25 protein-coding genes and 1 pseudogene are annotated in these 21,115 nt (G+C 64.1%); 16 read left to right on the forward strand and 10 right to left on the reverse strand.

Annotation, left to right across the window (positions count from 1 at the left end; genetic code table 11):
* A pseudogene (locus tag WBR68_RS25945) lies at positions 1 to 223 on the forward strand (phage tail protein); the annotation flags it as partial.
* A 244-nt stretch (positions 224 to 467) separates the two neighbouring features.
* The gene (locus tag WBR68_RS25950) at positions 468 to 824 is read left to right on the forward strand and encodes a hypothetical protein (protein WP_050449843.1); all 357 of its coding nucleotides are present in this window, start codon (positions 468 to 470) and stop codon (positions 822 to 824) included.
* A gap of 3 nt (positions 825 to 827) precedes the next feature.
* On the opposite strand, the gene WBR68_RS25955 is transcribed toward WBR68_RS25950, so the two are convergent.
* Entirely contained in the window at positions 828 to 1,850 is a 1,023-nt protein-coding gene (locus WBR68_RS25955; protein WP_127186421.1) for a tyrosine-type recombinase/integrase, read from the reverse strand.
* 129 nt (positions 1,851 to 1,979) lie between these two features.
* Between WBR68_RS25955 and WBR68_RS25960 the strand changes: the two genes are divergently transcribed.
* The 4 genes from WBR68_RS25960 (at position 1,980) to WBR68_RS25975 (ending at position 3,873) form a co-directional block, all read left to right on the forward strand.
* Positions 1,980 to 2,444 carry a hypothetical protein gene (locus tag WBR68_RS25960; protein ID WP_230695656.1) on the forward strand — a complete coding sequence of 155 codons (465 nt, stop codon included), beginning with the start codon at positions 1,980 to 1,982 and terminating at the stop codon, positions 2,442 to 2,444.
* Entirely contained in the window at positions 2,434 to 2,928 is a 495-nt protein-coding gene (locus WBR68_RS25965; protein ID WP_230695657.1) for a hypothetical protein, read from the forward strand. Before WBR68_RS25960 ends, WBR68_RS25965 begins: the two co-directional genes overlap by 11 nt.
* The gene (locus tag WBR68_RS25970) at positions 2,912 to 3,178 is read left to right on the forward strand and encodes a hypothetical protein (protein ID WP_127185258.1); all 267 of its coding nucleotides are present in this window, start codon (positions 2,912 to 2,914) and stop codon (positions 3,176 to 3,178) included. Before WBR68_RS25965 ends, WBR68_RS25970 begins: the two co-directional genes overlap by 17 nt.
* 224 nt (positions 3,179 to 3,402) lie before the next feature.
* Complete coding sequence (locus tag WBR68_RS25975) at positions 3,403 to 3,873, forward strand: carboxymuconolactone decarboxylase family protein (protein ID WP_230695658.1); 471 nt, start codon at positions 3,403 to 3,405, stop codon at positions 3,871 to 3,873.
* 1 nt (position 3,874) lies between these two features.
* Here WBR68_RS25975 and WBR68_RS25980 read toward each other — a convergent pair whose 3' ends face one another.
* A complete protein-coding gene (locus tag WBR68_RS25980) occupies positions 3,875 to 4,921 on the reverse strand; it encodes an Lnb N-terminal periplasmic domain-containing protein (protein ID WP_230695659.1) in 1,047 nt (348 codons plus the stop codon).
* 175 nt (positions 4,922 to 5,096) lie between these two features.
* Entirely contained in the window at positions 5,097 to 5,264 is a 168-nt protein-coding gene (locus tag WBR68_RS25985) for a hypothetical protein (protein ID WP_164741279.1), read from the reverse strand.
* Between the two features lie 310 nt (positions 5,265 to 5,574).
* Here WBR68_RS25985 and WBR68_RS25990 point away from each other — a divergent pair, with 310 nt between their 5' ends.
* Entirely contained in the window at positions 5,575 to 5,769 is a 195-nt protein-coding gene (locus WBR68_RS25990) for a hypothetical protein (RefSeq protein ID WP_050449850.1), read from the forward strand.
* 5 nt (positions 5,770 to 5,774) lie between these two features.
* Here WBR68_RS25990 and WBR68_RS25995 read toward each other — a convergent pair whose 3' ends face one another.
* The gene (locus WBR68_RS25995) at positions 5,775 to 7,022 is read right to left on the reverse strand and encodes an MFS transporter (RefSeq protein ID WP_230695660.1); all 1,248 of its coding nucleotides are present in this window, start codon (positions 7,020 to 7,022) and stop codon (positions 5,775 to 5,777) included.
* 85 nt (positions 7,023 to 7,107) lie between these two features.
* Here WBR68_RS25995 and WBR68_RS26000 point away from each other — a divergent pair, with 85 nt between their 5' ends.
* The 3 genes from WBR68_RS26000 to WBR68_RS26010 all read left to right on the forward strand — a co-directional run bounded on the left by WBR68_RS26000 (position 7,108) and on the right by WBR68_RS26010 (position 9,186).
* Positions 7,108 to 7,845 (forward strand): ArsR/SmtB family transcription factor, encoded by a 738-nt coding sequence (locus tag WBR68_RS26000; protein WP_050449852.1) that lies wholly within the window; start codon positions 7,108 to 7,110, stop codon positions 7,843 to 7,845.
* A 180-nt stretch (positions 7,846 to 8,025) separates the two neighbouring features.
* The gene (locus WBR68_RS26005; protein WP_230695661.1) at positions 8,026 to 8,682 is read left to right on the forward strand and encodes an N-acetyltransferase; all 657 of its coding nucleotides are present in this window, start codon (positions 8,026 to 8,028) and stop codon (positions 8,680 to 8,682) included.
* Between the two features lie 231 nt (positions 8,683 to 8,913).
* Positions 8,914 to 9,186, forward strand: coding sequence for a hypothetical protein (locus WBR68_RS26010; RefSeq protein WP_050449854.1), 273 nt, complete (start codon positions 8,914 to 8,916; stop codon positions 9,184 to 9,186).
* Here the strand turns inward: WBR68_RS26010 and WBR68_RS26015 are convergent.
* The 3 genes from WBR68_RS26015 to ypfJ all read right to left on the reverse strand — a co-directional run bounded on the left by WBR68_RS26015 (position 9,183) and on the right by ypfJ (position 11,515).
* A complete protein-coding gene (locus WBR68_RS26015) occupies positions 9,183 to 9,947 on the reverse strand; it encodes a hypothetical protein (protein WP_050449856.1) in 765 nt (254 codons plus the stop codon). The two genes, WBR68_RS26010 and WBR68_RS26015, sit on opposite strands and share 4 nt — an antisense overlap.
* A complete protein-coding gene (locus WBR68_RS26020) occupies positions 9,944 to 10,480 on the reverse strand; it encodes a hypothetical protein (protein ID WP_050449857.1) in 537 nt (178 codons plus the stop codon). Before WBR68_RS26020 ends, WBR68_RS26015 begins: the two co-directional genes overlap by 4 nt.
* A gap of 183 nt (positions 10,481 to 10,663) precedes the next feature.
* Positions 10,664 to 11,515: a KPN_02809 family neutral zinc metallopeptidase gene (gene ypfJ / locus WBR68_RS26025; RefSeq protein WP_230695662.1), complete on the reverse strand. Its 852-nt coding sequence runs from the start codon at positions 11,513 to 11,515 to the stop codon at positions 10,664 to 10,666.
* An 86-nt stretch (positions 11,516 to 11,601) separates the two neighbouring features.
* On the opposite strand from ypfJ, the gene WBR68_RS26030 reads away from it, so the two are divergent.
* The 4 genes from WBR68_RS26030 (at position 11,602) to bamC (ending at position 15,083) form a co-directional block, all read left to right on the forward strand.
* The gene (locus tag WBR68_RS26030) at positions 11,602 to 12,228 is read left to right on the forward strand and encodes an L-threonylcarbamoyladenylate synthase (protein WP_050449859.1); all 627 of its coding nucleotides are present in this window, start codon (positions 11,602 to 11,604) and stop codon (positions 12,226 to 12,228) included.
* 72 nt (positions 12,229 to 12,300) lie between these two features.
* Positions 12,301 to 12,948, forward strand: a complete 648-nt coding sequence (locus tag WBR68_RS26035; RefSeq protein WP_050449860.1) for a site-2 protease family protein — start codon at positions 12,301 to 12,303, stop codon at positions 12,946 to 12,948.
* A gap of 87 nt (positions 12,949 to 13,035) precedes the next feature.
* Positions 13,036 to 13,941, forward strand: coding sequence for a 4-hydroxy-tetrahydrodipicolinate synthase (dapA, locus tag WBR68_RS26040; RefSeq protein ID WP_050449861.1), 906 nt, complete (start codon positions 13,036 to 13,038; stop codon positions 13,939 to 13,941).
* 17 nt (positions 13,942 to 13,958) lie between these two features.
* Positions 13,959 to 15,083 carry an outer membrane protein assembly factor BamC gene (gene bamC / locus WBR68_RS26045; RefSeq protein WP_050449862.1) on the forward strand — a complete coding sequence of 375 codons (1,125 nt, stop codon included), beginning with the start codon at positions 13,959 to 13,961 and terminating at the stop codon, positions 15,081 to 15,083.
* A 169-nt stretch (positions 15,084 to 15,252) separates the two neighbouring features.
* Here bamC and WBR68_RS26050 read toward each other — a convergent pair whose 3' ends face one another.
* From WBR68_RS26050 to mutS, 3 genes are all read right to left on the reverse strand, one after another.
* Complete coding sequence (locus WBR68_RS26050; protein ID WP_083447553.1) at positions 15,253 to 15,465, reverse strand: endopeptidase; 213 nt, start codon at positions 15,463 to 15,465, stop codon at positions 15,253 to 15,255.
* 218 nt (positions 15,466 to 15,683) lie between these two features.
* Entirely contained in the window at positions 15,684 to 16,877 is a 1,194-nt protein-coding gene (locus WBR68_RS26055; protein WP_230695663.1) for a ribosomal protein uL16 3-hydroxylase, read from the reverse strand.
* A complete protein-coding gene (mutS, locus tag WBR68_RS26060) occupies positions 16,874 to 19,528 on the reverse strand; it encodes a DNA mismatch repair protein MutS (RefSeq protein WP_230695664.1) in 2,655 nt (884 codons plus the stop codon). The genes WBR68_RS26055 and mutS overlap by 4 nt, the downstream gene beginning before the upstream one ends.
* A gap of 248 nt (positions 19,529 to 19,776) precedes the next feature.
* Here mutS and WBR68_RS26065 point away from each other — a divergent pair, with 248 nt between their 5' ends.
* Both WBR68_RS26065 and WBR68_RS26070 read left to right on the forward strand, forming a co-directional pair.
* Complete coding sequence (locus tag WBR68_RS26065; RefSeq protein ID WP_050449240.1) at positions 19,777 to 20,682, forward strand: aldose epimerase family protein; 906 nt, start codon at positions 19,777 to 19,779, stop codon at positions 20,680 to 20,682.
* 66 nt (positions 20,683 to 20,748) lie between these two features.
* The gene (locus WBR68_RS26070; RefSeq protein ID WP_050449241.1) at positions 20,749 to 21,105 is read left to right on the forward strand and encodes a hypothetical protein; all 357 of its coding nucleotides are present in this window, start codon (positions 20,749 to 20,751) and stop codon (positions 21,103 to 21,105) included.
* The last annotated feature ends 10 nt before the right edge of the window (positions 21,106 to 21,115 follow it).

Raw genomic sequence — 21,115 nt, forward strand, 5'->3', positions numbered from 1 at the left:
CACTGCAAATGCGAGGGCATTGGGTTCTAAGCAATCCGACCAGTTCCGAAGCCACGGCCACGCGCAGAACGCGGCCACGCTGGACCGGAGCGGCAATGCCAATGCTGCGGGCGGCACGCTGCTGGCCGTGCGCAATCTCGGGGAAGGCTTGACCACCTTGGCTACTGGCGGCGCTGAAACGCGGCCGATGAACGCTGCTTATCACCCCCGAATTCACGCTTAGCCTACGCATGGATTCTCGGGTGATAGGCGGCATTCACCGGGCGTGTCTCCGGGCCTCCTGCTACGTCGGTCGTCATTCCCGAGCCGTCGAGCAAGGCCCAGGCTTGTGTTCCCGTAACTGCCTCTACACGGTTCGGACTAATGCGTTTAGTGATGTCGTGGATGTGCTGTTGCAGCCCCTGCGCTTGCAAGGTTCCCAACTCTCTCGCATTTGCAGTGCAAATTCCACTTCCTAGGAGAACAGTATGCAGAAAGACGTATTTCAGACCGGCGAAGGTGGTCTATATCTGTACAAGTCCATCGCCAACGAGCTCGCTCTCTCGCCCGGCGCATTCAACATCCCCTATGGCGCATTCGAGGATGCGCCGCCAGCTCCGCCCGAGGGGAAATGGCCGCGGCGTGCGGGCGGAGCATGGACCATGGTCGACGACTATCGCACCACGCCTTTGTGGGTGGTGGATACTGGCGCGCCGTATTCGCTTGGTGCCGATCATGAAGGCGCAGGCGGCACAGTCAGCTATCCAGGCTGGGGGGAACTACCAGCATGGTTGACCGCGTCAGAGCCGCCGCGATCGGTGGAAGTGGCTTCGGGTGAGGCGTAGGCGCTATGCTGCCAGGGGCCGGGCTTCTGACGCAACATCGCGTTCAAGACGCATCTCTTCCAGTTGGCGTCGCCCAAGTGGGCTGCGCGCGAGCTTCAGGGCTAACTCTCGCCCGTGTGGGTGGTAATAGCGCAGCAGCATCCGCGTGTCCACGTTGCCATTGACCTTCGCCAATTCATGAATCTGGAACACCGTAGCAAGCTGCGATGTGCCTTCGTGTCGAAGGTCATGAAATCGCAGGTCGCGAAAATAGGCGCCATTAGGTCTACGGCCGTATTGGCGGCACATATCTTCATAGTGCAATCGAGCCCGGCGACGCGCCCGGATGAAAGCGCGTGTGGCTGACCCCGGTTGCATCGTGAAGATGCTGCCCCGCAAAGGTTTGCCGGAGACCCATCGACGCAAAGCCTCTCGCGCGCGAGGGGTCAAAGGAACATTTCGCGCGCGCCCGTTCTTGGTATGTGGCAGGTGCACCACCCCGTGCATGAGGTCCAGGTTTTCGCGTAGGATTCCCACCACCTCAGACCGGCGCATGCCAGTCTCTTTGGCAACAATGAGGATGGTCGGTAGCTCTGCCGACCGGGTGGCGCGGATGATCCAGTTCAGTTCCTGACGTGGGCAGTCGTCTTCGGAGACTCCGCGCAAAGTGATGCGTTCAAACAGGCGACGATCTCGCGCGTCATCAATCGTAGGTCGGCGCACCAATTGGACCGGATTAGCCAATTGGTCAAAGCCCCAGTCTTTTCGGATCACGGTGTAGACGTGCGAAAGGAAGGCCATCCGCCGTACCACCGTGGCGGGCGCCCTGTCCTTAAGCCACTCGTCTCGCAGTTCGGTTAAGTCGGAGCTGCGGATCCGATCAACCGGCCGAATGCCCAGCCGTGTAGCGCGCCAGATGCGCGCGATGGACTGCTCTGCGGCTTGTCCTTTCTTTGTGGACGAAACCTCGGCCAGATAGCGCGTGAGCGCTTCACCCAGGGTGGGCGTGGACTTGCGGCGGGGCTGACGGCGGGACCAGAGTTTCATGGGCAAAAGCCCCGAGTTGTAACGCACATTCTCCATTCATGCCTTTTTTCATTGCCCGCTTGTGCGGGCCTTTTTTTCGTCCCTACAGGAGGCCCCATCCTGCACACAATTTTCAGGAGCAACCCCAACATGGAACCCGGCTCTACCAGTTTGGGCGGCCTGGCCGCCCTGAAGGTCGCGATGGCGTATGGCATTCCGGCTGCGATCGCGGCCATGCTTGGTCTCTTGATCATGCCGCCGCATAGCATTCGCGAGTTCACCGTCCGCACGGTATCCACCGTGGTCTGTTCTTTTCTCTTCGGTCCCGCGCTGGCCGCCGCCGTCATCACCTGGAAACCCGCCTTGATGCAATCCATGACCTGGCTGGCCCAGCATGGCGCGGGTACCGATGACGCCTTGCTCGCCAAGTTCTACGTCCTGGGGCCCAGCATGTTGTTGGCTGGCCTGCCCGCGTGGTGGGTGCTGGGCGCCTATATGCGCTGGATGGCCAGCATGCGGAAAAAAGGCGTGTTGGAATGGCTGGCGGATGCGCGCCGCAAGCTGCTTGGCGTTGGCGCGCATCGGCGGGGTGGGGGAAGCAACCATGGATCTTGATGTCATCACTCATGCCGCCATCGTGCCCGCGCTCGCGCTGCTTCCGCCAGCGATGAACACGCCCCAAGCGCGGATCCTGCTGCTTGCCATCGGCTTGCAGGAAAGCCGTTTTCAGCATCGCCGCCAGATTGGCGGGCCGGCGCGTGGGTTCTGGCAGTTTGAACGCAATGGCGGCGTGCAGGGCGTGCTGACGCATTCCGCCAGCCGGGACGACGCCTTGCGGATTTGCGCGGATCGTCATGTTGTCCCGGACTCCGCAACGGTCCATGCGGCCTTGGAAACGGACGACGTCCTAGCCGCCGCGTTTGCGCGCCTGTTGTTGTGGACGGACCCGCGGCGTTTGCCTGCTATAGGCGACGCCGATGGCGCTTGGGCGCTGTATCTGCGCACCTGGCGTCCGGGCAAGCCGCATCCGCACACGTGGCCGGCGCTGTATGCCAAAGCCCTGTCCACGACGGAGCCCGAACATGCGCGCCTGGTTTGAGCGGTTCACGGGGATGGCGATGGCCGCTTTGGCTGCGACCATCGTGCTGCTGCTGGCCTACCTGCGTGGACGCAGCGAGGGCCGCAGTGCCGAGCGCGAGCAGCGCGACACGCAAATCAATCGGCAGGCCGACCGTGCCCGCCAGGAGGCCAGGGATGTTCAGGATCACACGGCGCGCATGGATGATGCTGCCATTGCTGATGAGCTTAAGCGTGACTGGGTGCGTGGCGCCGGCCCGCGTGGGCGTTGAATATTGCGAGCACGCGCGGCCGGTGTATTTTGATGAAGCGGCCCAAGTGGATGCCACGCCCGCCCCGATACACAGGCAGATCCTGGAGGGCAATGCGGTCTGGCGCAGGCTGTGCGCGGGCGCGCCATCATGACCCAGTCGATATTGCACATCATGGTTCTAGCCATCCAGGCAATAGATGGCGCACGATGGCGGTTCTGTATTCATCGATTCCTGGATCCATCATGAGCACTCGCCTCGACTACGCCCAAGCTTCGCCCGACGGTTACAAGGCCTTCGGCGCGGTATATACCTACCTGCATGACTGCGGGCTGCCCAAGACCTTGGTCAACCTTGTCTTCCTGCGGGTGTCGCAGATCAATGGTTGCGCCTACTGCATCGACATGCATTCGCGTGACCTGATCAAGCAGGGCGTTGCCGTGGAAAAACTGGTGTTGGTGCCGGTGTGGCAAGAAGCGGGCGCCGTGTTCACGCAGCAGGAACGCGCGGCGTTTGCCTGGGCGGAAAGCGTGACGCGCGTGGCGGATACTGGCGTGCCCGACGAGGACTATGCCGCGGCAACCGCTGAATTCAACGACAAGGAACTGGCGGACCTGACCTACGCGATCGGCCTGATGAACGCCTTCAATCGTCTGGGCGTGTCATTCAGGGCGACCCCGGCCGCCACCAGGGCGGCGGAGAAGGCGGCGCGCTAAGTCAAAGGCAAGGTGGCGGTGACGCGTGCGGCGCAAGCTTGGTGGGCGCCATCCCTTCACACGGCGCACCGATACCCGGCACGCCCTGCCGGACGACCCTGGAAAACCCCGGGGCATTCCCATGGGCCCGCGCCCGATCCGTATAACGGCCCAGCCGCCGGTACTCCGCCGCGCTCTGCGCGCCTTGCAGCACACCCAGATCGTAAAAATACTCGGGCAGATACCCCGACGCCAGTTGCCGATAGTCCAGCGGCAGGCCGGGCACGATGCGCCGCGCCATCTGGAAGACGATGGTGGTGCAGTTGGCGGTCAGCGTGTGATAGAAGCGCGGCGAGTCGCGCAGGCGGTTTGCGCTGGCCACATAGGCCAGGAACAAAGATCGCGCGTTGTCCGGCGGCATGTGGACGCGGTACAGGTAGCTGTCTTCGTCGCGCACGTTGGTGCGCACGCGCAGGCTGTCTTCTTCGGTCGACGCAATAAGGCTTAGCTCATACTGTTTGAAGAAGCCGCCGATCTCGGAAAACCGGTCACCTTCCTTGCGCCGGATCTCCACCGAGAACACCACGTAGCGGTCATCGCCGAAACCGAACGACACCAAGGCGTGGGCAATGGCGGGGCGGCCCCAGTACGACAGCGCCACGTCCACGGACTGCAATTCGTTGAGCGCATAGTGGCGGGTTTCCCAACGCGGCGTGAAATCGGTGCGCGTGCGCCAGTGGAAGTTGCGCACGTTGTGCAGCGTGACGCGGTTGCCGTCGACCTCGCCATAGGTCTGGCGGGCAACCTCCGGGATCCATGCCCGATCGTTTGACGCGCGTATGCCGAGCCACCAGATCAGCAGCGCCAGCGTGGCGGTGGCGAAGCCGTAGCCCGCTGGCCGCCATGATGGCCAGGCCAATGCCGCCAGCGCGGACAGCGCCAGCAGCATCCAGGCAAGGGTCAGCAGGGCTCGCGGGCCGCGTGCCAAGGGCGCGCGTATCCACAAGGCCAGCGCGCCCCAGGACGCGACCAGCACGATGGTGATGCCAAGCAAGAGGGAAGCGGTCATGGGCACCCTGGACGGTTCAGGCCGCCAGAGTATGGCCGCGCTGGATTTGAGCCGTCAATCACGCCATGGGCGTGTCAGGGCTGATTCCGCAAAAAGACTTGCCGGCCGGGCCGGACAGAGGGGCATGAGGCGGACAACGCCGCGCAGGCAGCGAAGCGTGCGCGGTGGGACAAGCTCATGAGCGCGCCCGGCTTGTGGCTGGCGGCTCTTTTTTGGCGCGCGGTTTAGGCGCGGGTTTCTTAACTTCTGCAGGAGCGTCGAACTCCTGCTTATTGCGCTCACCGCGTGGGGTGTTTTCCGGATGCGGCTTGGGAAAAGCCCAGGGCTTCATTTTCTGATCCATTGCATGTACTCCTTGCACAGGCGGAACAGTAGCATTAGCCGTGGCTGTGGGTAAGTGAGGGTTGACGTCAATATTCATCACATCGTGATTCTTAGAAAAAAACTTGGCGCATCGACCAAGGCGGCGCTGGCGAATTTTACGCAGATTGCGCGGTGCAGCGATGCGACGCGTGCGACGACGCTTCCGCCCGCGGGCCGCGACGGGTAAACCCTGTCAGGATTTGGAGATCATCCTTTTTTTCAGGGAAAGCCGCGTCGCCGTGGGCGGCATGCAGCGCTACGATTGAAAGCGTGCACGTAGGGGGATCACTATGGACACCGCCAAGGACTGGTATGCCGCTGTCAAAGCGTGGCAGCGTGCGCGCGACGAGCTCACCGCAGCGATCGCCGCGATCAAATGGCCGAACCCGACTCCGGGCTGCCTCGAAAGCTACGACCGCGCCTATGCGCGCGAAACCGAGGCTCGCGAGCGCATGAACCAGGCATACGAACGCGTCCGACGATAAGCACGTTAACGATGTGCGCGCTTTGCCGCGCGGCCCAGCCCCGCGGCAAAGCACAGGATGGCTGCGCCCTGCAACAAGGCCGCCACCGCCAGAAAGCCGAGCATCGCTTGCCCGCTTGCGTCCAGCATCGCGCGCAGCAGGCCAAACAGCGCGGGCGCGAAGGCGTATGCGCCTTGGGATAGCGCGACAATCAGCGGCACCACGCGCAGGCTGTCTTCGCGCGCGAATTCCGTTTGCGCAATCAGCGGCGGCAAGGACGTGGCATTGCCGATGCCCGAGCCGAACAAGATTACGCCCAGCCACACCGCCCATGTATGGTCGGCCGCCAGCATCAGCGTGAGCGAACCTAAAATTTGCACGGCGTAGGCCACGCACGCGACTTTGCGCCGGTCGGCACCGGCGGGCATCACCGCGCCCACGATCGTGCGGCCCGCGATGGCGGCCGCCGTGGCCAGGCCCATCGCGATGCCCGCCGTCTGCGCGCCCAGCAACGGCGCCAACAAGGACAGCAGGTGCGCAATCAGTCCGATCTGCGCGAACAGTCCCAACGCCATGCCGCCTGCCAGCGTCAGAAAAGCGCGGTCGCGCCACAGCTTGGCCACGCGAGGCAACGGGGCGGACGACGCGGCAGCGGGCGTGGCGGGGCTGTCGCCATCGGGCAATTGGCCCAACTGCTGCGGCGTTACGGCGAACACCTTGCGCGCCAGCAGCGCAATCACCCCCACCATCACCACGCCCACCCACCAGGCGGCGTGAGCAAAGCCCGCCTGCGCGATCAGGAACACCCACAGCGGCGAGAACACAATGCCGCCCACGCTGGCGCCGTTATAGGCCATGCCCAGCGCCGCCGGACGCCGCCGCACGAACCAGGGGGCAATCAGCGCGTTGACCGCCGCGGCGCCCAACGCCACCCACCCCATGCCGCTCAACATCGCGGCGCCATACAACTGCCACGGCGCCGCGGCCATTGACCACCCGGTCACGCCCAGCGCCAACAGCACCGCGCCGCCAACGGTGACCAGGGGCACGCCAACACGGCGGTACAGACGAGGCAGGTTCGCCACAACCACGGTGCCGCTAAGAAAGTGCAGCGTGACGGCGCCGGACACCAGCGCCACGCTCCAACCGGTGCGCTGCACCACGGCGTGCAGGAACACGGGCGGGCCGTAAAAGCCCACGCCCCAGCCAAAGATGGCCAGCACGAATGTGGCGGCAAGAACTTTCCAACCGAAGAACGCGGAAGGGTTAGACATGATTTTCGGATTTCTCGGATGTTTTGTTGAGATGAGCCGCAGTATGCTTACGCCTTGCACACAACACTTTGGTCTATAGCGAATCATGGAATCCGAGTTCGCCGACATCAATCTCTCGGCCGTGGCGGGCGCCATTGCCGACCCCGCGCGCGCGCGCATGCTGTGCCTGTTGCTGGACGGGCGTGCGCGCACCGCCACCGAGCTGGCCGCCGCCGCCGATATCGGGGCGTCCACGGCCAGCAGCCATTTTCAGCGCCTGCGTGAACAGGGGCTGGTCGATATGGCCGTGCAAGGCAAGCATCGCTACTATCGCCTGGCCAATGGCGAAGTGGGGCATGCGCTGGAAGCCTTGCTGGTGGTGGCGGGCGCCGAGCGCGTACCCTTCAAGCCCAATACGCCGTCCGCGCTGCGCGACGCTCGCACCTGCTATGACCACATGGCCGGCACGCTGGCCGTGCGTATTCACGACGCCATGATCGCGCGCCATTGGCTGGCGGCTGATGGCCGCGATTACACGTTGACCCCGCTGGGTGAGGCCTCGCTGGCGCAGGTGGGGGTGGACGTGACGCAAGCACGGCAGCGCCGCCGCCGCTTTGCCTGCGCGTGCCTGGACTGGAGCGAACGCCGTTCGCACCTGGGCGGCGCGCTGGGCGCGGCCTTGCTAAGCGCATTGGTGGAGCGCGGCTGGATCGAAAAAAGCCTGGACTCGCGCGCGCTGTCGGTCACGCGCAAGGGCGCACGGCAGTTTCCGGCTTTCTTCGGCGCACCGGATGCGCCGGCCGCCCATGATGGATTGCAGGGGGACGCGCATGCCGCGGCATAGCCTGCAAGCCTTCGTTTTGCGCATGCGCGGTTTGGTCCGATGGCGGCGCATTGAACATTGCCATTCCAGCCGCGAATGCGGCTTTTTTTTCGTCGGCTTGTTTCCGTTCAATCCTTTTTGAACATTATTTCTTTCGCTTGTTTTTCTCATTAGCCTTATTACTTTCGTCAGGAGGGGGCCTTGCCTACGTTGGCGTTGCACGCATTCCGTTTTCCCACCCGGTTCGTCACCGAACTTCGCATTGACGTCAATCACGCTCCAGAAGAAATCGAGCGCGAACTCGATGCCATCCACCAGCGGATGCAGCGGCCCTTGGACCGCTTGCACGGACTGCCGCAGGTGCAGACAGACATCCCCGGCATCGTGCTGCGTTATCGCGAAGCCGATGGCGAGTACTACGTGTATGTGCTGGACGCGCGGCGCAACCGCGTGGCGGGTTACACCGTCTTCAACCGGCTGATTGAAGTGGGCAAGCGGGCAGATCCTTTCGTGCGCGCGCCGCATTCCAAATATGCCGCGCCGTATCAGGGCATGGGGCTGGCCACGGCGGTCTATCGATGGGGGTTGGAAGCGGGCTTGTGCATCATCAGTGGCGCGCGCCAATCACCCGGCGCGCATCGGCTGTGGATGGGTCTGGCGCGTGACTACGAACTGGGTTACGTGGATCTGCGACGCAAACAGTTGCGCTATCTGGGCAGGCAGGTGCCGGCCCGGGTGCAGGAAGACCTGCACACGCGAATGATCATGCTGGGGCGTGGCTGGGATCTGTCTGATTACATGGACGTAACGGGGATGACATTGTCCGACGATGCACTTTCGCAACAGGACTTAGGGTAATCCCCGTAAAGCGGTGGGGGCGGGCGCCGGGCAAAAAGCGGCGTCCGCCGAAAAGCCGCGCCAGGCTTGCCGTTGCGCCAAGCTCGCTGCCAGGCAGGGTGACCAGGCAGAAACGGGGACGCAATTATTGCAACGCAACAGTGTTTCTATTAACCACCAGGGTTACAAAACATATCCAAACTGTCATGAATGGTCGAGGTATGCTCGATCGCAGAACGAGGGCATCCGAAAGTGCATCAAAACAACTTGATCTACAAGGGATACCGGCTGACGGCCAAGGTGTCCCGGGGCGCGGACGCTGAAATTCCAGCGTTGCCCAGCGGCCCCGTATTCATCGCATCGGTAATGGTGGTTCAGGCTGGCGCCGTGCTGGAAGGCGGCGACGAATATCCGGTTCCCCGCTTTGCGGAGGGCGGATTCGTCTACAGCCCACGGGAAGCCGTGCATGCCGCCATTCTGCATGGCCGCGAAATTGTCGACGGCCTGACGAACATGCCGTCCTAGCCGGAAAAAACTTCCCGCCAATCGCGCGTCTTGGCCAGCGTCTGCACCGTTGCGGACTGCTCAAGGATGGTCACGGCCTTTTTGAATTCCTCGGCCGTGGCGCCATCCTCCAGGATGACCATGCGCGAATTGCGTGCGTCCGCCATCTTCACGTCCGACATCTTGCCGTGGGTTTGATAGACCTGCGTCCAGTCCATCTTCTTGCCGGCCTTCAGCGCAATCGGCTCGATGTAGGTCAGCGCCGTGCTGCCCGCGGCGCGCACGGCAAACGCGAAGTCGGCCGTGTGGCCGCTGCTGCCCTTGGCGCGCGCGCCCTTGACCATGCGGTTCACTCCCACGCCTTCGGCCAGCGCGCGGCCCACCTGGGCGCGAAAGCGCAGTTGGCTGAACTTGGGCATCCATTTGGCGCATTGGAACGACAGCGCCATCGCCAGCTTCACCGCGTCCCACAAGGCTTCCTGCAACTGCTCGTTCGGGCCGCTTGCCACGATGGCGCCGTCGCGGTCGAAATGCGCCAGGCTGACGCCGGGCGTTTCGTTCAGCATGTCGATGCGCTTGGGGCCGACTTCGATGCCGTAGCTGGAGGCGTGCATCGAGGTCTCACAGGCGTCGGTCAGATAGAACGTGGCGTCGTCCGGGTGCGCGATGAAAAAGGCCGCGTGCTGGCCGTCCAGCCCCAAGGTCATGGGGGCGATGGCGCGAATGGCGTGTTCACCGGCCGGCAGGACGGTCCAGCCGGAGGCTTCCAGAAAATTGCTCATAGGATCAGTTCGATTTGGCGGCCTTTGAGGGGATGCGCAAATCCGCCGACTAGCGTCAGGTTCGCCCGTGGTAGGAAGTACTGCATCAGCGCGCCGATATTGTGCAGGGCGGGCACGATGGGCTCGGCATAGCCTTCGCCTTCGTCCACCCAGATATGTTCGTGGCTGCGGTCCGCAAGCGGCTTGCGGAACTGTGGCCGGCCTTCGCCCACCAGGCTGGTGTGGAAGGAATCGTCGGTGTCCACGCCGAACACGCGGTGCGGCCCGACAAACAGGCTGGCACAGAACGCTTCAGTCAGGAAGATCGTGGCCTGGCCGTGCACCACGGTACGCGCACCGCGGTAGGTGGCGCGAAAGATCACGTCGTCGCGCACTTCGCCCTTGATCTTGCACGCGCTGCTGAACTCCATCCACTGGATGTTGTTGGCGGCGGGCTTGGGCAGCCAGGCGATCGGTTTTACGGTTTCCTTGGGTTCGGCAAGGATCTCTTGCACCTCATCAACGGTAATTAACGGTTCGAACTTGTTGGCCATAAAACGGATCTAGGGTCTTTGAACTGCGCGGCGGATGCGCGGCGCCGCTCGCGGCATGGCGCAGGGACTCATGCGCGCAAACAGGGCGAGGGGGCGTAATCTTACAAGATGGAGTCAGCACAATCCCTTTGCTGTATGGATATACAGCAAAGGGATTCGGCGGATCTGGCGTTCAGCCGATGGCTACAGCGCGCTGGCCGCGAAGGTATCGCATTGCTTGATGTTGCCGCTTTCCAGGCCGCGCTTGAACCAACGCACACGCTGGGCTGATGAGCCATGGGTGAATGAGTCTGGCACGGCATACCCTTGCGCCTGCTTTTGCAGGCGGTCGTCGCCGATGGCGGTGGCGGCGGCCAGCGCTTCTTCGACGTCGCCGCCTTCCAGGATGTTGCGAGCCGCATTGGCGCGCTGCGCCCACAAGCCGGCAAAGCAGTCGGCCTGCAACTCCATTCGTACCGACAGCGCATTGGCTTGGGCCGGGTTGCGGCGGCGCAGTTGATCGACCTGATCCGAAATGCCCAGCAGATGCTGCACGTGGTGTCCGACTTCGTGTGCGATCACATAGGCTTGCGCGAAATCGCCCGGCGCCTTGAACTGGTTCTGCAATTCATCGAAGAACGCCAGATCGATATACACCTTGCTGTCGCCCGGGCAGTAGAACGGCCCCATCGCGGACTGGCCCGTGCCGCAGGCCGTGGGTGTGGCGCCACGGAACAGCACCAGCTTGGGCGCGACGTATTGGCGGTTCAGATCTTTCTGAAAAATGGCGCCCCAGGTGTCTTCGGTTTCACCCAGCACCTTGGCCACGAAGCGCGCTTGCGGGTCGTTGGCGGGCGGCTGGGTCGCGGGGGCTTGCTGCGTTGCGGGCGGGCCTTCTGCCATCTGCAGGACCACGCTGGGGTCAACGCCGAAGTACATGGCCACCAAGGCAAGTACTATCGTACCGATGCCGATGGTTCCTCGTCCGCCGATACGGGGACCGCGAGACCGTCGGTCTTCAACGTTGTTGCTTTCGCGCGAGTCATCGAGGCGCATACTGTTTCTCCGGGCGGGGCGGCATCCCCGCCATTTTGCATCGCCGCCCGCCACTGGGCGGCATTCAAGAGTGTTAGGATAATCCCATGGCTCTGCATTTATCTATTCATCCTGCGAATCCTCAACCTCGCCTGCTCAAGCAGGCAGCCCAATGGCTGAACGATGGGGGCCTCGTGGCCGTACCCACCGATTCCAGCTACGCCGTTGTCGCGCGGCTGGACGACAAAAACGCCGCCGACGGCCTGCGCCGGCTACGCGGTCTGGACGAAAGACATCACCTGACGTTGCTGTGCCGTGACCTGGCTGAAATCGGCCATTTCGCGCGCGTCGACAACAAGCAATACCGTTTGCTGAAGGCCGCCACGCCGGGGCCGTGGACCTTCATTCTTGAAGCCACCAAGGAAGTGCCGCGGCGCGTATCGCACCCGTCGCGCAAGACCATCGGCATTCGCGTACCCGATCATCTCGTGATGCTGGGCCTGCTGGAACAAGTCGGCGCTCCGCTGCTTTCCACCACGCTGATTCCCAAGGACGAAAGCGAAGCGTTGAACGACGTCGAAGCCATTCGCGAACGCTACGACCACGATCTGGCCGCCATCATCGACGCGGGCGCCTGCCCGCAGTCACCCACCACCGTCATCGACCTGACCAGCGACGATCCCGTCGTGGTCCGTGTCGGCCGCGGCGACCCGGCCACGCTCGGTCTTGCCTGACTTCCCTTTCCCTGCGTTGCCTTTGCGTGCCGGCTGCCGCCGGCACGCGGCTCATCTACTATCCGGTTCGCCATGAACGACCTCATTCAAACCATTGCCGTCTACGCGATCCCGGTCATTTTCGCCATCACGCTGCACGAAGCCGCTCACGGTTACGTGGCGCGCATGTTTGGCGATCCCACGGCTTATGAGGCGGGCCGCATCAGCCTGAATCCGGTGCGGCATATCGACCCGGTCGGCACGCTGCTTGTGCCAATGGCCATTCTGCTGGCGTCCAAGCTATTGGGAAGCCCGGGCATGCTGTTCGGCTGGGCCAAGCCGGTGCCGGTGGATTTCGGGCGTTTGCGCCGGCCCAAGCGCGACATGCTGTGGGTGGCTCTGGCGGGACCGGCCGCGAATCTGGTCATGGCGATCATGTGGGCGTTTTCACTGCGCCTGATGCTGGAATCCGGCATGCAGGAATCCTTCTGGTTCCAGATGGGCGTGGCGGGCGTGAACATCAACCTGATATTGATGGCGCTTAATCTGCTGCCGATTCTGCCGCTGGACGGGGGACGCATCCTGTTCAGCCTGCTGCCCAACCGCCTGGCCTGGCAATATTCAAAAATCGAACCGTATGGCCTGGTGATCGTGATCGTGTTGCTGGTCACCGATGTGCTCTGGCTTTTGATGAGCCCGATGTATGACCTTGGAACGACTATCGTTCAGTGGTTTCTGTAGGATTTCATCCAATATCCGTTAAACTCAGCGGTTTCACTGATTCTGGCCCCGGGGCATCCTGCCGTGGGGCGTTGGAGCCCTACATTTATGGCATCCCCTGCACCCGCCGCAGGCGTTAATTTCCAGGGCAGCTTGGTGGCCCTGGTCACTCCCATGCTGCCCGACGGCAGCTTGGATTTCGCTGCCTACCGGTCATTGATCGACTGGCACGTCCAGGAAGGAACCGACGCGCTCGTGGTGGTGGGCACCACCGGGGAATCGCCCACGGTTTCCATGGAAGAACACGCGGAACTGATCCGCGTTGCAGTGGAACATGCCGCGGGCCGCATCCCGGTCATCGCCGGCGTGGGCGCCAACTCCACCGACGAAGCCATCCATCTGGCCAACCACGCGAAGGCCGTGGGCGCGCAGGCCGGGTTGTCGGTCGTTCCCTATTACAACAAGCCGTCGCAAGAAGGCCTGTACCGCCACTTCCGCACCATCGCGGAAGCCGTCGACCTGCCCACCATTCTGTACAACGTGCCGGGTCGCACCGTGGCCGACATGTCCAATGAAACGGTTCTGCGCCTGGCGCAGGTGCCCGGCATCATCGGCATCAAGGACGCCACCGGCGACATCGCTCGCGGCGGCCTGCTGTTGCGTGAAGCGCCTGCTGAGTTCCAGGTTTTCAGTGGCGATGACCCCACCGCCGCCGCCCTGATCCTGCTGGGCGCGCGCGGCAATATCTCCGTGACCGCCAACGTGGCCCCCAAGCTCATGCGCGACCTCTGTGCCGCCGCGCTGGCGGGCGACGTGCCGAAGGTGCGTGAACTTAATGCCTATCTGGCCCGTCTGAACAAGGCTTTGTTCGTTGAAGCCAATCCCATCCCCGTCAAGTGGGCGTTGGCCGAAATGGGCCGCAGCGCACTGGGCTACCGGCTCCCGCTGGTTGAACTGGGTACGCAGAACCACGAAGTCGTGCGTCGCGCGCTCCAGGAAACGGGTCTGCTCTAAATATCGTGAGGATACGTATGAACAAACGTCATGCCGGTTTGTCGGCATTGATGTCTCTGGTGTTGTTGGCCGGCTGCAGCGAGGTCAATCAATTCCTGGGCAATGAAGAATCTGTCGACTACAAGAGCGCCGTCACCCAGCGTGGAGAGCCTCTGAGCATCCCGCCGGATCTGACCCAGGCCAATAGCGACCCGCGTTATCGCGCGCCCGCATCGGGCTCGACGACGTACTCGCAGTTCCAACAGCAGGGCCAGGCGCAAGCCACCGCCCCGAAAACCAGCAACGTGCTGCCGGGCCGCCAAGACATGCGGGTCGAGCGCGACGGCGACCTGCGCTGGCTGGTGGTTGAACGGCCGCCGGAAGAGATCTTTCCGCGCTTGGTCGACTTCTGGACCGAAAACGGCTTTACCGTTGCCAGCAACAACCCGGCCGCCGGCCTGATTGAAACCGACTGGGCGGAAAACCGCGCCAAGATTCCGGAAAGCTGGCTGCGCCAAGCCTTGGGCGCCGTGCTGGAATCCGCTTGGGACAGCGGCGAGCGCGAGAAATTCCGCACTCGCGTCGAGCGCGTCGATGGTCACACCGAGGTGTACGTCAGCCATCGCCAGATGCTTGAAAAGCGCGTTGGCGCCGATGGCGGCCAAGTGCAATGGCAGAACGGTCAGGAAGACCCGGGCCTGAACGCCGCCATGCTTGCTCGCATGATGGTCTACCTGGGTTCGGACGTAGACAACGCCCGCAAGCTGGTGCAGCAGGCGGAAGCCTCGCCGCAGAAGCCCGCCGTGCAGGAAGACGTTCGTACGCAAGGCACCTCCTTGCTGGTCGCCGAATCGTTTGACCGCGCCTGGCGCCGTGTTGGCGTGGCCCTGGACGGTGGCGGTTTTGCGGTGGATGACCGCGATCGCTCGACCGGTGATTACTTCGTGCGTTACGTCGACACCGACACGGGCGAGCAGAACGAGCAGCCCGGCTTCTTCAGCCGCCTGTTCTCGGGCGACAAGAAGGCCGAAGCACCGCAGTACCGCATCCACCTGGCTGGCGCCGGTGAACAGACCACGGTGACGGTGCTGGACGCCAACGGCACGCGCGACAACAGCGCCACGGCCCAGCGCCTGCTGAGCGTTCTGAAGGACAAGATGTAAATCGCGTCAAGCCGGCGCCTGCGTGCCGGTTTGGAACGCAAAGGCCCCCGATCTTCGGATCGGGGGCCTTTTTCATTTGCGTAGGCCGAATCCAGACGCAAAAAAACCCGGCAATTTACTTGCCGAGGTTTTCTTGCGTCTTCAGAGCGGGGGTTCGTCTCTGTTTTTATTAAGACGCGGGCGTGGTCGAGCCGCCCGGGGTGGTCGAGCCGCCGCCAGGAGTGGTGCCGGGCGCGGGAGCCGGGGTGGCAGGCGGCGTGGTCGTGGGGGCGGGCGTGCTTGCCCCCGGAGTGGTCGCGGGCGCCGCGGCATCTTCCTTCTTGTTGCAAGCGCTGAGCGCAACGGCCAGCACCGAGGCAATAATCAAGGTTTTGCTCATCATTTTTGGACTCCTGTAGATGACGACTCTTGAAACCCCCATTAGGGGAAACCAGAACTCAGGCTACAGGAGTCCGGCGCCGCAGCGCGTGTGAAAGTTAAAAAGGTCGCATCCGAACGGCAACAAACCTTTCAGCTTGGTGTTATCTCTTTCCTTATGTGTCCCGGGGCATGGATCTGATTGCGTTCTGTTCGAATCCGATACGCCGGCGTGTCGGGATACTACGCCGGCACGTAGTGAATCCAGCCGGAATCCAACCAGTCCGCCAAGCACGAGCGCGCCTCGGGCGACAACTTGGCGCAAGCCGGATCAGCGCAGTCCAGGCGGCGGGCGTCCGCCAGCGTGCGCAGCGCGGCGTCGGCTGGCGTCATCGCGGTTTCGCCGTTGATGAAAAGCTGTTTGCCGCGATAGAGCATGCGGCTGCGGCGGTCCAACACTAGGCGGCCCGAGGTGAGCCAGGCGTCTTCCAGGTCTACGTCGATGTCGTCCGCGGCATCAAAGACGCTTTGGTTATGCGGTTCGGTCAGCCAGCAGCCCAAGAAGCGCGACGCCAGCGCATCGTCAAAACGCAGCTTTTCCACGGTTTCCAGCGTGGCGGCCACCAGCGCGTCAGGCAAGGCGGCGGGCGTGTCGACGGCGGGTTGGCCGGGGTCGCGGTAGACCGCCGACAGTTTCGGGCCGGGCAGCGCCGGTTCGCCATAAGGGCCGCCCAGCAAGCCGACGCGCGCCATCACCTGGTCGGCCGCGGCTTCAAGCAGGCCTCGCGCCAGAATGGCCTGGGTGGGGGCGCGGAAACCGATTGAGATGGTCATGCAGCCGTCGCCTAGCGCAACGCCGTCATGCGCCGCCTGCGGCGGCAGGTACAGCATGTCGCCCGGCGCCAGCACCGCCTTTTCCTCGGGCTGGAAGTTGCTGAGGATCTTCAAGGGCAGGCCCGGTTCCAGCGACAGGTCTTTCTGGCGGCCATAACGCCATTCGCGTTCGCCCGCGGCTTGCAGCAGAAAGACGTCGTAGCTGTCGAAGTGCGGCCCCACGCCGCCGCCATGGCTGGCAATGCTGACCATGACGTCATCAAGCCGGGCGTCGGGAATGAAGCGGAACAGGCCCATCAATTCAGACGCGGCATCGCTGAGCAGGTCTACGCTTTGCACCAGCAGCGTCCAGTCGCCTTCGTTGTCTTTGGGCAGTCGTGCGAAGGGGCCGTTTTCCATTTGCCATTCGCCGTTCTCGCGCCAGATCAGGCGCGATTCCACGTCGTCGCGCTTCGCCAGCTTCTTGATGGCGGCAATGGCCAGTGGCGGTTTGAAGCCAGGGATGGCCTGGCGGATCAGCAGCGGCTTGCGCTGCCAGTAGCGGCGCATGAAGTCGTTGGGGCTTTGGTTGCCCAAGAGCGGCAAGGGTTGGTCGAGGTTCATTGAAGATGCTTCTTCAGGCGGTAGAGGGCGTCCAGCGCTTCGCGCGGGGTGAGGCTGTCGGGGTCGATGGTGGCAAGCTCTTCGCGCAGCGCGTCCAGCGCTTCGATGGCGTCGTGGCGGTCGGCCTGGGCATAGGCTTGCGCATCGGCGTCGGCCGCGGCCGAGAACAAGCCCAACTGCGGGGTGGGGGCGCCTTGCGCCTCCAGCCGTTCAAGCTCGCGTGTGGCCTGGCGGATGACCGCCGCCGGCACGCCGGCGCGTTGGGCCACCTGAATGCCGTAGCTGCGGCTGGCGGGGCCTTCGCGCACTTCGTGCAGGAACACGATGCCGGCGGCCGATTCCGCCGCCGCCAGATGCACGTTGGCCGACGCCGGCTGTTCGGCCGGCAGGCGCGTCAGTTCAAAGTAGTGGGTGGCAAATAGCGTCAGCGCGCGGTTGTGCGCCAGCAGCCGGCAGGCAATGGCCCAGGCCAGCGCCAGACCGTCATAGGTGGACGTGCCGCGACCGATTTCGTCCATCAGCACCAGACTGTTGGGCGTGCTGGCCGACAGGATGGCGGCGGCCTCGGTCATTTCCATCATGAAGGTCGAACGCCCGCCCGCCAGGTCATCGGCGGCGCCGATGCGGGTGAAGATGCGGTCGATCTTGCCGATGCGGGCACGCGCGGCCGGCACGAAGCTGCCAATACGCGCCAGCAGCACAATCAGCGCCACCTGCCGCATGTAAGTCGATTTACCGCCCATGTTCGGGCCGGTGATCAGCAGCATGCGGCGGGCCGGATCCAGCCGGCAGCCGTTGGGCGTGAAGCGTTCAATGGCGTGTTCCACCACGGGGTGGCGGCCGGCGTCGATATCGATGTCGGCGTTTTCGGAAAGATCAGGCGCGATCCAGTCGTGGCGGCGCGCGTGTTCGCCCAACGCGGCCAGCGTGTCCAGCTCGGCCAGCGCGGCGGCGCAGTCCGACAGGGGCCGCACGTGTTCGGCCAGCACGTCCAGCAATTGCTCGAACAGCCATTTCTCGCGCGCCAGCGAGCGGTCCTGCGCGGACAGGACTTTGTCTTCCCAGGTCTTGAGCTCGGGCGTGATGTAGCGTTCGGCGTTTTTCAGCGTCTGGCGGCGGCGGTAGTCTTCCGGCACCTTGGCCGTCTGGCCCTTGGTGACTTCAATATAGAAGCCATGCACGCGGTTGAATTCCACGCGCAGGTTGCTGATGCCGGTGCGCTCGCGTTCGCGGGCTTCCAGTTGCACCAGGAAGTCGCCGCCGTCCGCGGCCAGGCCGCGCAGCTCGTCAAGTTCGGCATCAAAGCCCGGGGCCAGCACACCGCCGTCGCGAATGGCCACGGCGGGTTCTGGCGCAATGGCGCGCACCAGCAGCGCAGCCAGTGCCGGGTCAACGGACAGGTGCGACACAAGTTCGCCCAGGCGTGGCGACGCCGCCATGGGTTCGACCAGATCGCGCAGCGCGGGCAGTGATTGCAGAGCGTCGCGCAGGCTGGCCAGTTCACGCGGGCGCACCGAGCGCAGCGCCAGGCGAGCCGCGATACGTTCAATGTCCGGGAAGGCGTTGAGCGCGGCGCGCAGCGCTTCCAGCAGGCCGGCCGACCCAAAGGTCTGTTCGACGTCCATGCGGCCAGCCAGCAGCGCCGAAATGGCCTGCTGGCGCGCCAGCGCCTGCTCGTTTTCGCGCAAGGGGTGATGCAGCCAGCGGCGCAAGAGCCGGCTACCCATGGGCGTGCGGCAGCCGTCCAGCAGTGAAAACAGCGTGGGCGCATCTTCGCCCGACAGTGTTTGCGTCAGTTCCAGGTTGCGGCGGGTGACCGGGTCCAGCAGCACGTACTGGCCGGGGCGTTCGGCCGACAGGCTTTGCACGTGCGCCAGCGCCTGCGATTGCGTACGCGCGGCATAGCGCAGCAAGGCGCCGGCGGCGCAGATGCCGGCCGGCATGTCTTCGATATCGAAGCCCGCCAGCGTGTCGGTCTTGAAGTGCGCCAGCAGATGCGCGCGCGCGCCATCGCTTTCGAAGTGCCAGTCCGGCACGCGCGAGCGCGCGCCGTCGAACGGAAATTCAAAGACGGCGTTGTCCGCGCAGACGATCTCGGCGGGCGCAATGCGATGCAGCTCGGATTCCAGTTGGGCCGGCGCGCATTCGGTGACGCGGAATTCGCCGCTGGCCAGGTTCAGCCAGGCCAGGCCGGCACGCGGCGCGCGGGCATTGCCGGACACGAACACGGCAGCCAGCGCGCGGTCGGCCTTGGCGGGCAGCAGCGCGTCGTCGGTCAAGGTGCCGGGGGTGACGATGCGCACGATGCGGCGCTCGACCGGCCCCTTGGATGCAGCCGGGTCACCAATCTGTTCGCAGATGGCGATGGACTCGCCCATGGCGACCAGCCGCGCCAGGTATTGCTCCATGGCGTGCACGGGCAAGCCGGCCATGGGGATGGGCGTGCCGTTGGACGAACCCCGCTTGGTCAGCGTGAGGTTGAGCAGGCGCGCGCCACGCTCGGCGTCTTCGTAGAACATTTCATAGAAGTCGCCCATGCGGTAGAAGAGCAGCAAGGGGCCAGCCTCCGCTTTCAGGCGGAGGTACTGCTGCATCATGGGGGTGTGGCCTGCGTGGGCCTCGGCGGCGGTGGGTTGTGTTGCGGAATTCATGCCCGTGATTGTATCGGGGCGGGCGGGCATGTGCCGCGCCAGGCAGGATGGTTTTGGCGCTTGTTTGCCTTAATCGGGGTCGGGCTGAAGGTCGCGCGACTGCGTGCCGAAGAGGTTCCCGGATTTCCCCGCAATGGGTTCCATGGTGGGCTCCGACCGCCTACCGCGCGGTCCTACGGATTTGCCGCGACCAAGCGCCGGCGGCACAATCGCATGACGCGGCCCTGTGATGGCCGCGGGAGCAGCAGATGCCGGATTTTCCCTTCGCCGACCCCGTCAATGCGGTCGAGCGCGTGACGATTTCCAGTGGGGCGCACCTGGCCGAATTCGCGCCTGGGGGCGGTGGGCGCTTGACCCGTTTGGCTACGGGCTCGCATGACTGGATTGTGCCGCTGAACGCCACGGAGTGGCCGCCCGGCAAGTGGCCGCGCGCGGGGTCCTACCCCCTGACGCCGTATGCCAATCGCATTCGCGACGGCGTGTTCACGTTCAATGGCGCGCGCCATGCGCTGGAATCCGTGCCGGGCCGGCCGCATGCCATCCATGGCGCCGGCCTGTTCCAACCCTGGCTGGTGCGCAACCACACGCCGGATGGTATTGACCTGGTGCTGAACCAGCCGGCGGGCGTGCTGGGTTGGCCCTGGCCGTTTGAATGCGTGCAGCGCTACCGGCTGGACGCGCGCGGCCTGAGCCTGTCGCTCAGCCTCATCAATCAGGGCGATTCGCCCATGCCCTGCGGCCTGGGCATCCATCCGTATTTCACCGCCGAGCGCGTGGCGCTGAGCGCGCGGCGCTTGTGGCCCGCCGATGCAGACGGCTTGCCGACAGGCAGCCGGGTCAAGCATGTGCGTGAATTGCGCCGGTCGGCCGAGGGCTGCGATACCTATCTGTCGCAATGGGAAGGGCGCGCCACGCTGCAGTGGGCGGACGGCCACGAACTGGCGCTGCACGCGGATCCGGCGTTTGCGCATCTTGTCGTCTATACCGCGCCCGGCTCGAATTTTCTGTGCGTGGAGCCCGTCACCAATGTGGCGGATGCGTTCAATCTGGCGGCGGCGGGCGAGACTCGCACCGGGATGCAGGTGCTGGAGCCGGGGGCGCGGTTCGCGGTAACGGCCTTGATGGCGCTGACGCCGCCTCGGGGGCAACGCTGAAGGCCGGACTTTGAAACCCCGGCCTCCTGCGGCGATAATCCGTCAACCCAATCCAGGAGTTCCTACGTGAAAAAGCTCAGCACCGAACAATTGCAGGCCGCGGCCGAAACGCTGCGCCGGGTGCAGGCGAAGCTGGCCCGCTCGGGCAGCCTGCCGCTTGAGCCCACGCTGTACGCCAGTGCAAAAGGTTTTCGCCGCAACGTACCTGACTATTTATGGGCATGGCTGTCGGGCCTGCTGGCGCCGCACAAGAGTCTGGCCTCCTGGATGGACACGCATCAACCGGGCTGGCGCGACGGCAAGACGCCGGCCGCCGTGGTCTATGCGCGTACCGAGAAGGGCTGGTTCGATTGGCTGATCGCTGAACTGGAAGCGGAGATCAACGATCCGCGTGCTCGCGCCAAACGGGAAGGGCAGGCCTGACGGGAAGGGC

It is taken from the genome of Achromobacter sp. JD-1, assembly GCF_038594925.1.
Taxonomy (GTDB): Bacteria; Pseudomonadota; Gammaproteobacteria; order Burkholderiales; family Burkholderiaceae_B; genus Achromobacter; species Achromobacter spanius_C.

Excerpts from the sequence above, each read along its gene's own strand:
- WBR68_RS25985 (WP_164741279.1), bottom strand. The coding sequence starts at position 5,264 with ATGGATCAGAAAATGAAGCCCTGGGCTTTTCCCAAGCCGCATCCGGAA.
- ypfJ (WP_230695662.1), bottom strand. The coding sequence starts at position 11,515 with ATGCGCCTCGATGACTCGCGCGAAAGCAACAACGTTGAAGACCGACGG.
- WBR68_RS26020 (WP_050449857.1), bottom strand. The coding sequence starts at position 10,480 with ATGGCCAACAAGTTCGAACCGTTAATTACCGTTGATGAGGTGCAAGAG.
- WBR68_RS25950 (WP_050449843.1), top strand. The coding sequence starts at position 468 with ATGCAGAAAGACGTATTTCAGACCGGCGAAGGTGGTCTATATCTGTAC.
- WBR68_RS25970 (WP_127185258.1), top strand. The coding sequence starts at position 2,912 with ATGCGCGCCTGGTTTGAGCGGTTCACGGGGATGGCGATGGCCGCTTTG.
- WBR68_RS25955 (WP_127186421.1), bottom strand. The coding sequence starts at position 1,850 with ATGAAACTCTGGTCCCGCCGTCAGCCCCGCCGCAAGTCCACGCCCACC.
- WBR68_RS26035 (WP_050449860.1), top strand. The coding sequence starts at position 12,301 with ATGAACGACCTCATTCAAACCATTGCCGTCTACGCGATCCCGGTCATT.
- bamC (WP_050449862.1), top strand. The coding sequence starts at position 13,959 with ATGAACAAACGTCATGCCGGTTTGTCGGCATTGATGTCTCTGGTGTTG.
- WBR68_RS25995 (WP_230695660.1), bottom strand. The coding sequence starts at position 7,022 with ATGTCTAACCCTTCCGCGTTCTTCGGTTGGAAAGTTCTTGCCGCCACA.
- WBR68_RS25975 (WP_230695658.1), top strand. The coding sequence starts at position 3,403 with ATGAGCACTCGCCTCGACTACGCCCAAGCTTCGCCCGACGGTTACAAG.
- WBR68_RS26030 (WP_050449859.1), top strand. The coding sequence starts at position 11,602 with ATGGCTCTGCATTTATCTATTCATCCTGCGAATCCTCAACCTCGCCTG.
- mutS (WP_230695664.1), bottom strand. The coding sequence starts at position 19,528 with ATGAATTCCGCAACACAACCCACCGCCGCCGAGGCCCACGCAGGCCAC.
- WBR68_RS25980 (WP_230695659.1), bottom strand. The coding sequence starts at position 4,921 with ATGACCGCTTCCCTCTTGCTTGGCATCACCATCGTGCTGGTCGCGTCC.
- WBR68_RS26000 (WP_050449852.1), top strand. The coding sequence starts at position 7,108 with ATGGAATCCGAGTTCGCCGACATCAATCTCTCGGCCGTGGCGGGCGCC.
- WBR68_RS26050 (WP_083447553.1), bottom strand. The coding sequence starts at position 15,465 with ATGATGAGCAAAACCTTGATTATTGCCTCGGTGCTGGCCGTTGCGCTC.
- WBR68_RS25965 (WP_230695657.1), top strand. The coding sequence starts at position 2,434 with ATGGATCTTGATGTCATCACTCATGCCGCCATCGTGCCCGCGCTCGCG.
- dapA (WP_050449861.1), top strand. The coding sequence starts at position 13,036 with ATGGCATCCCCTGCACCCGCCGCAGGCGTTAATTTCCAGGGCAGCTTG.
- WBR68_RS26015 (WP_050449856.1), bottom strand. The coding sequence starts at position 9,947 with ATGAGCAATTTTCTGGAAGCCTCCGGCTGGACCGTCCTGCCGGCCGGT.
- WBR68_RS25990 (WP_050449850.1), top strand. The coding sequence starts at position 5,575 with ATGGACACCGCCAAGGACTGGTATGCCGCTGTCAAAGCGTGGCAGCGT.
- WBR68_RS26065 (WP_050449240.1), top strand. The coding sequence starts at position 19,777 with ATGCCGGATTTTCCCTTCGCCGACCCCGTCAATGCGGTCGAGCGCGTG.
- WBR68_RS26055 (WP_230695663.1), bottom strand. The coding sequence starts at position 16,877 with ATGAACCTCGACCAACCCTTGCCGCTCTTGGGCAACCAAAGCCCCAAC.
- WBR68_RS25960 (WP_230695656.1), top strand. The coding sequence starts at position 1,980 with ATGGAACCCGGCTCTACCAGTTTGGGCGGCCTGGCCGCCCTGAAGGTC.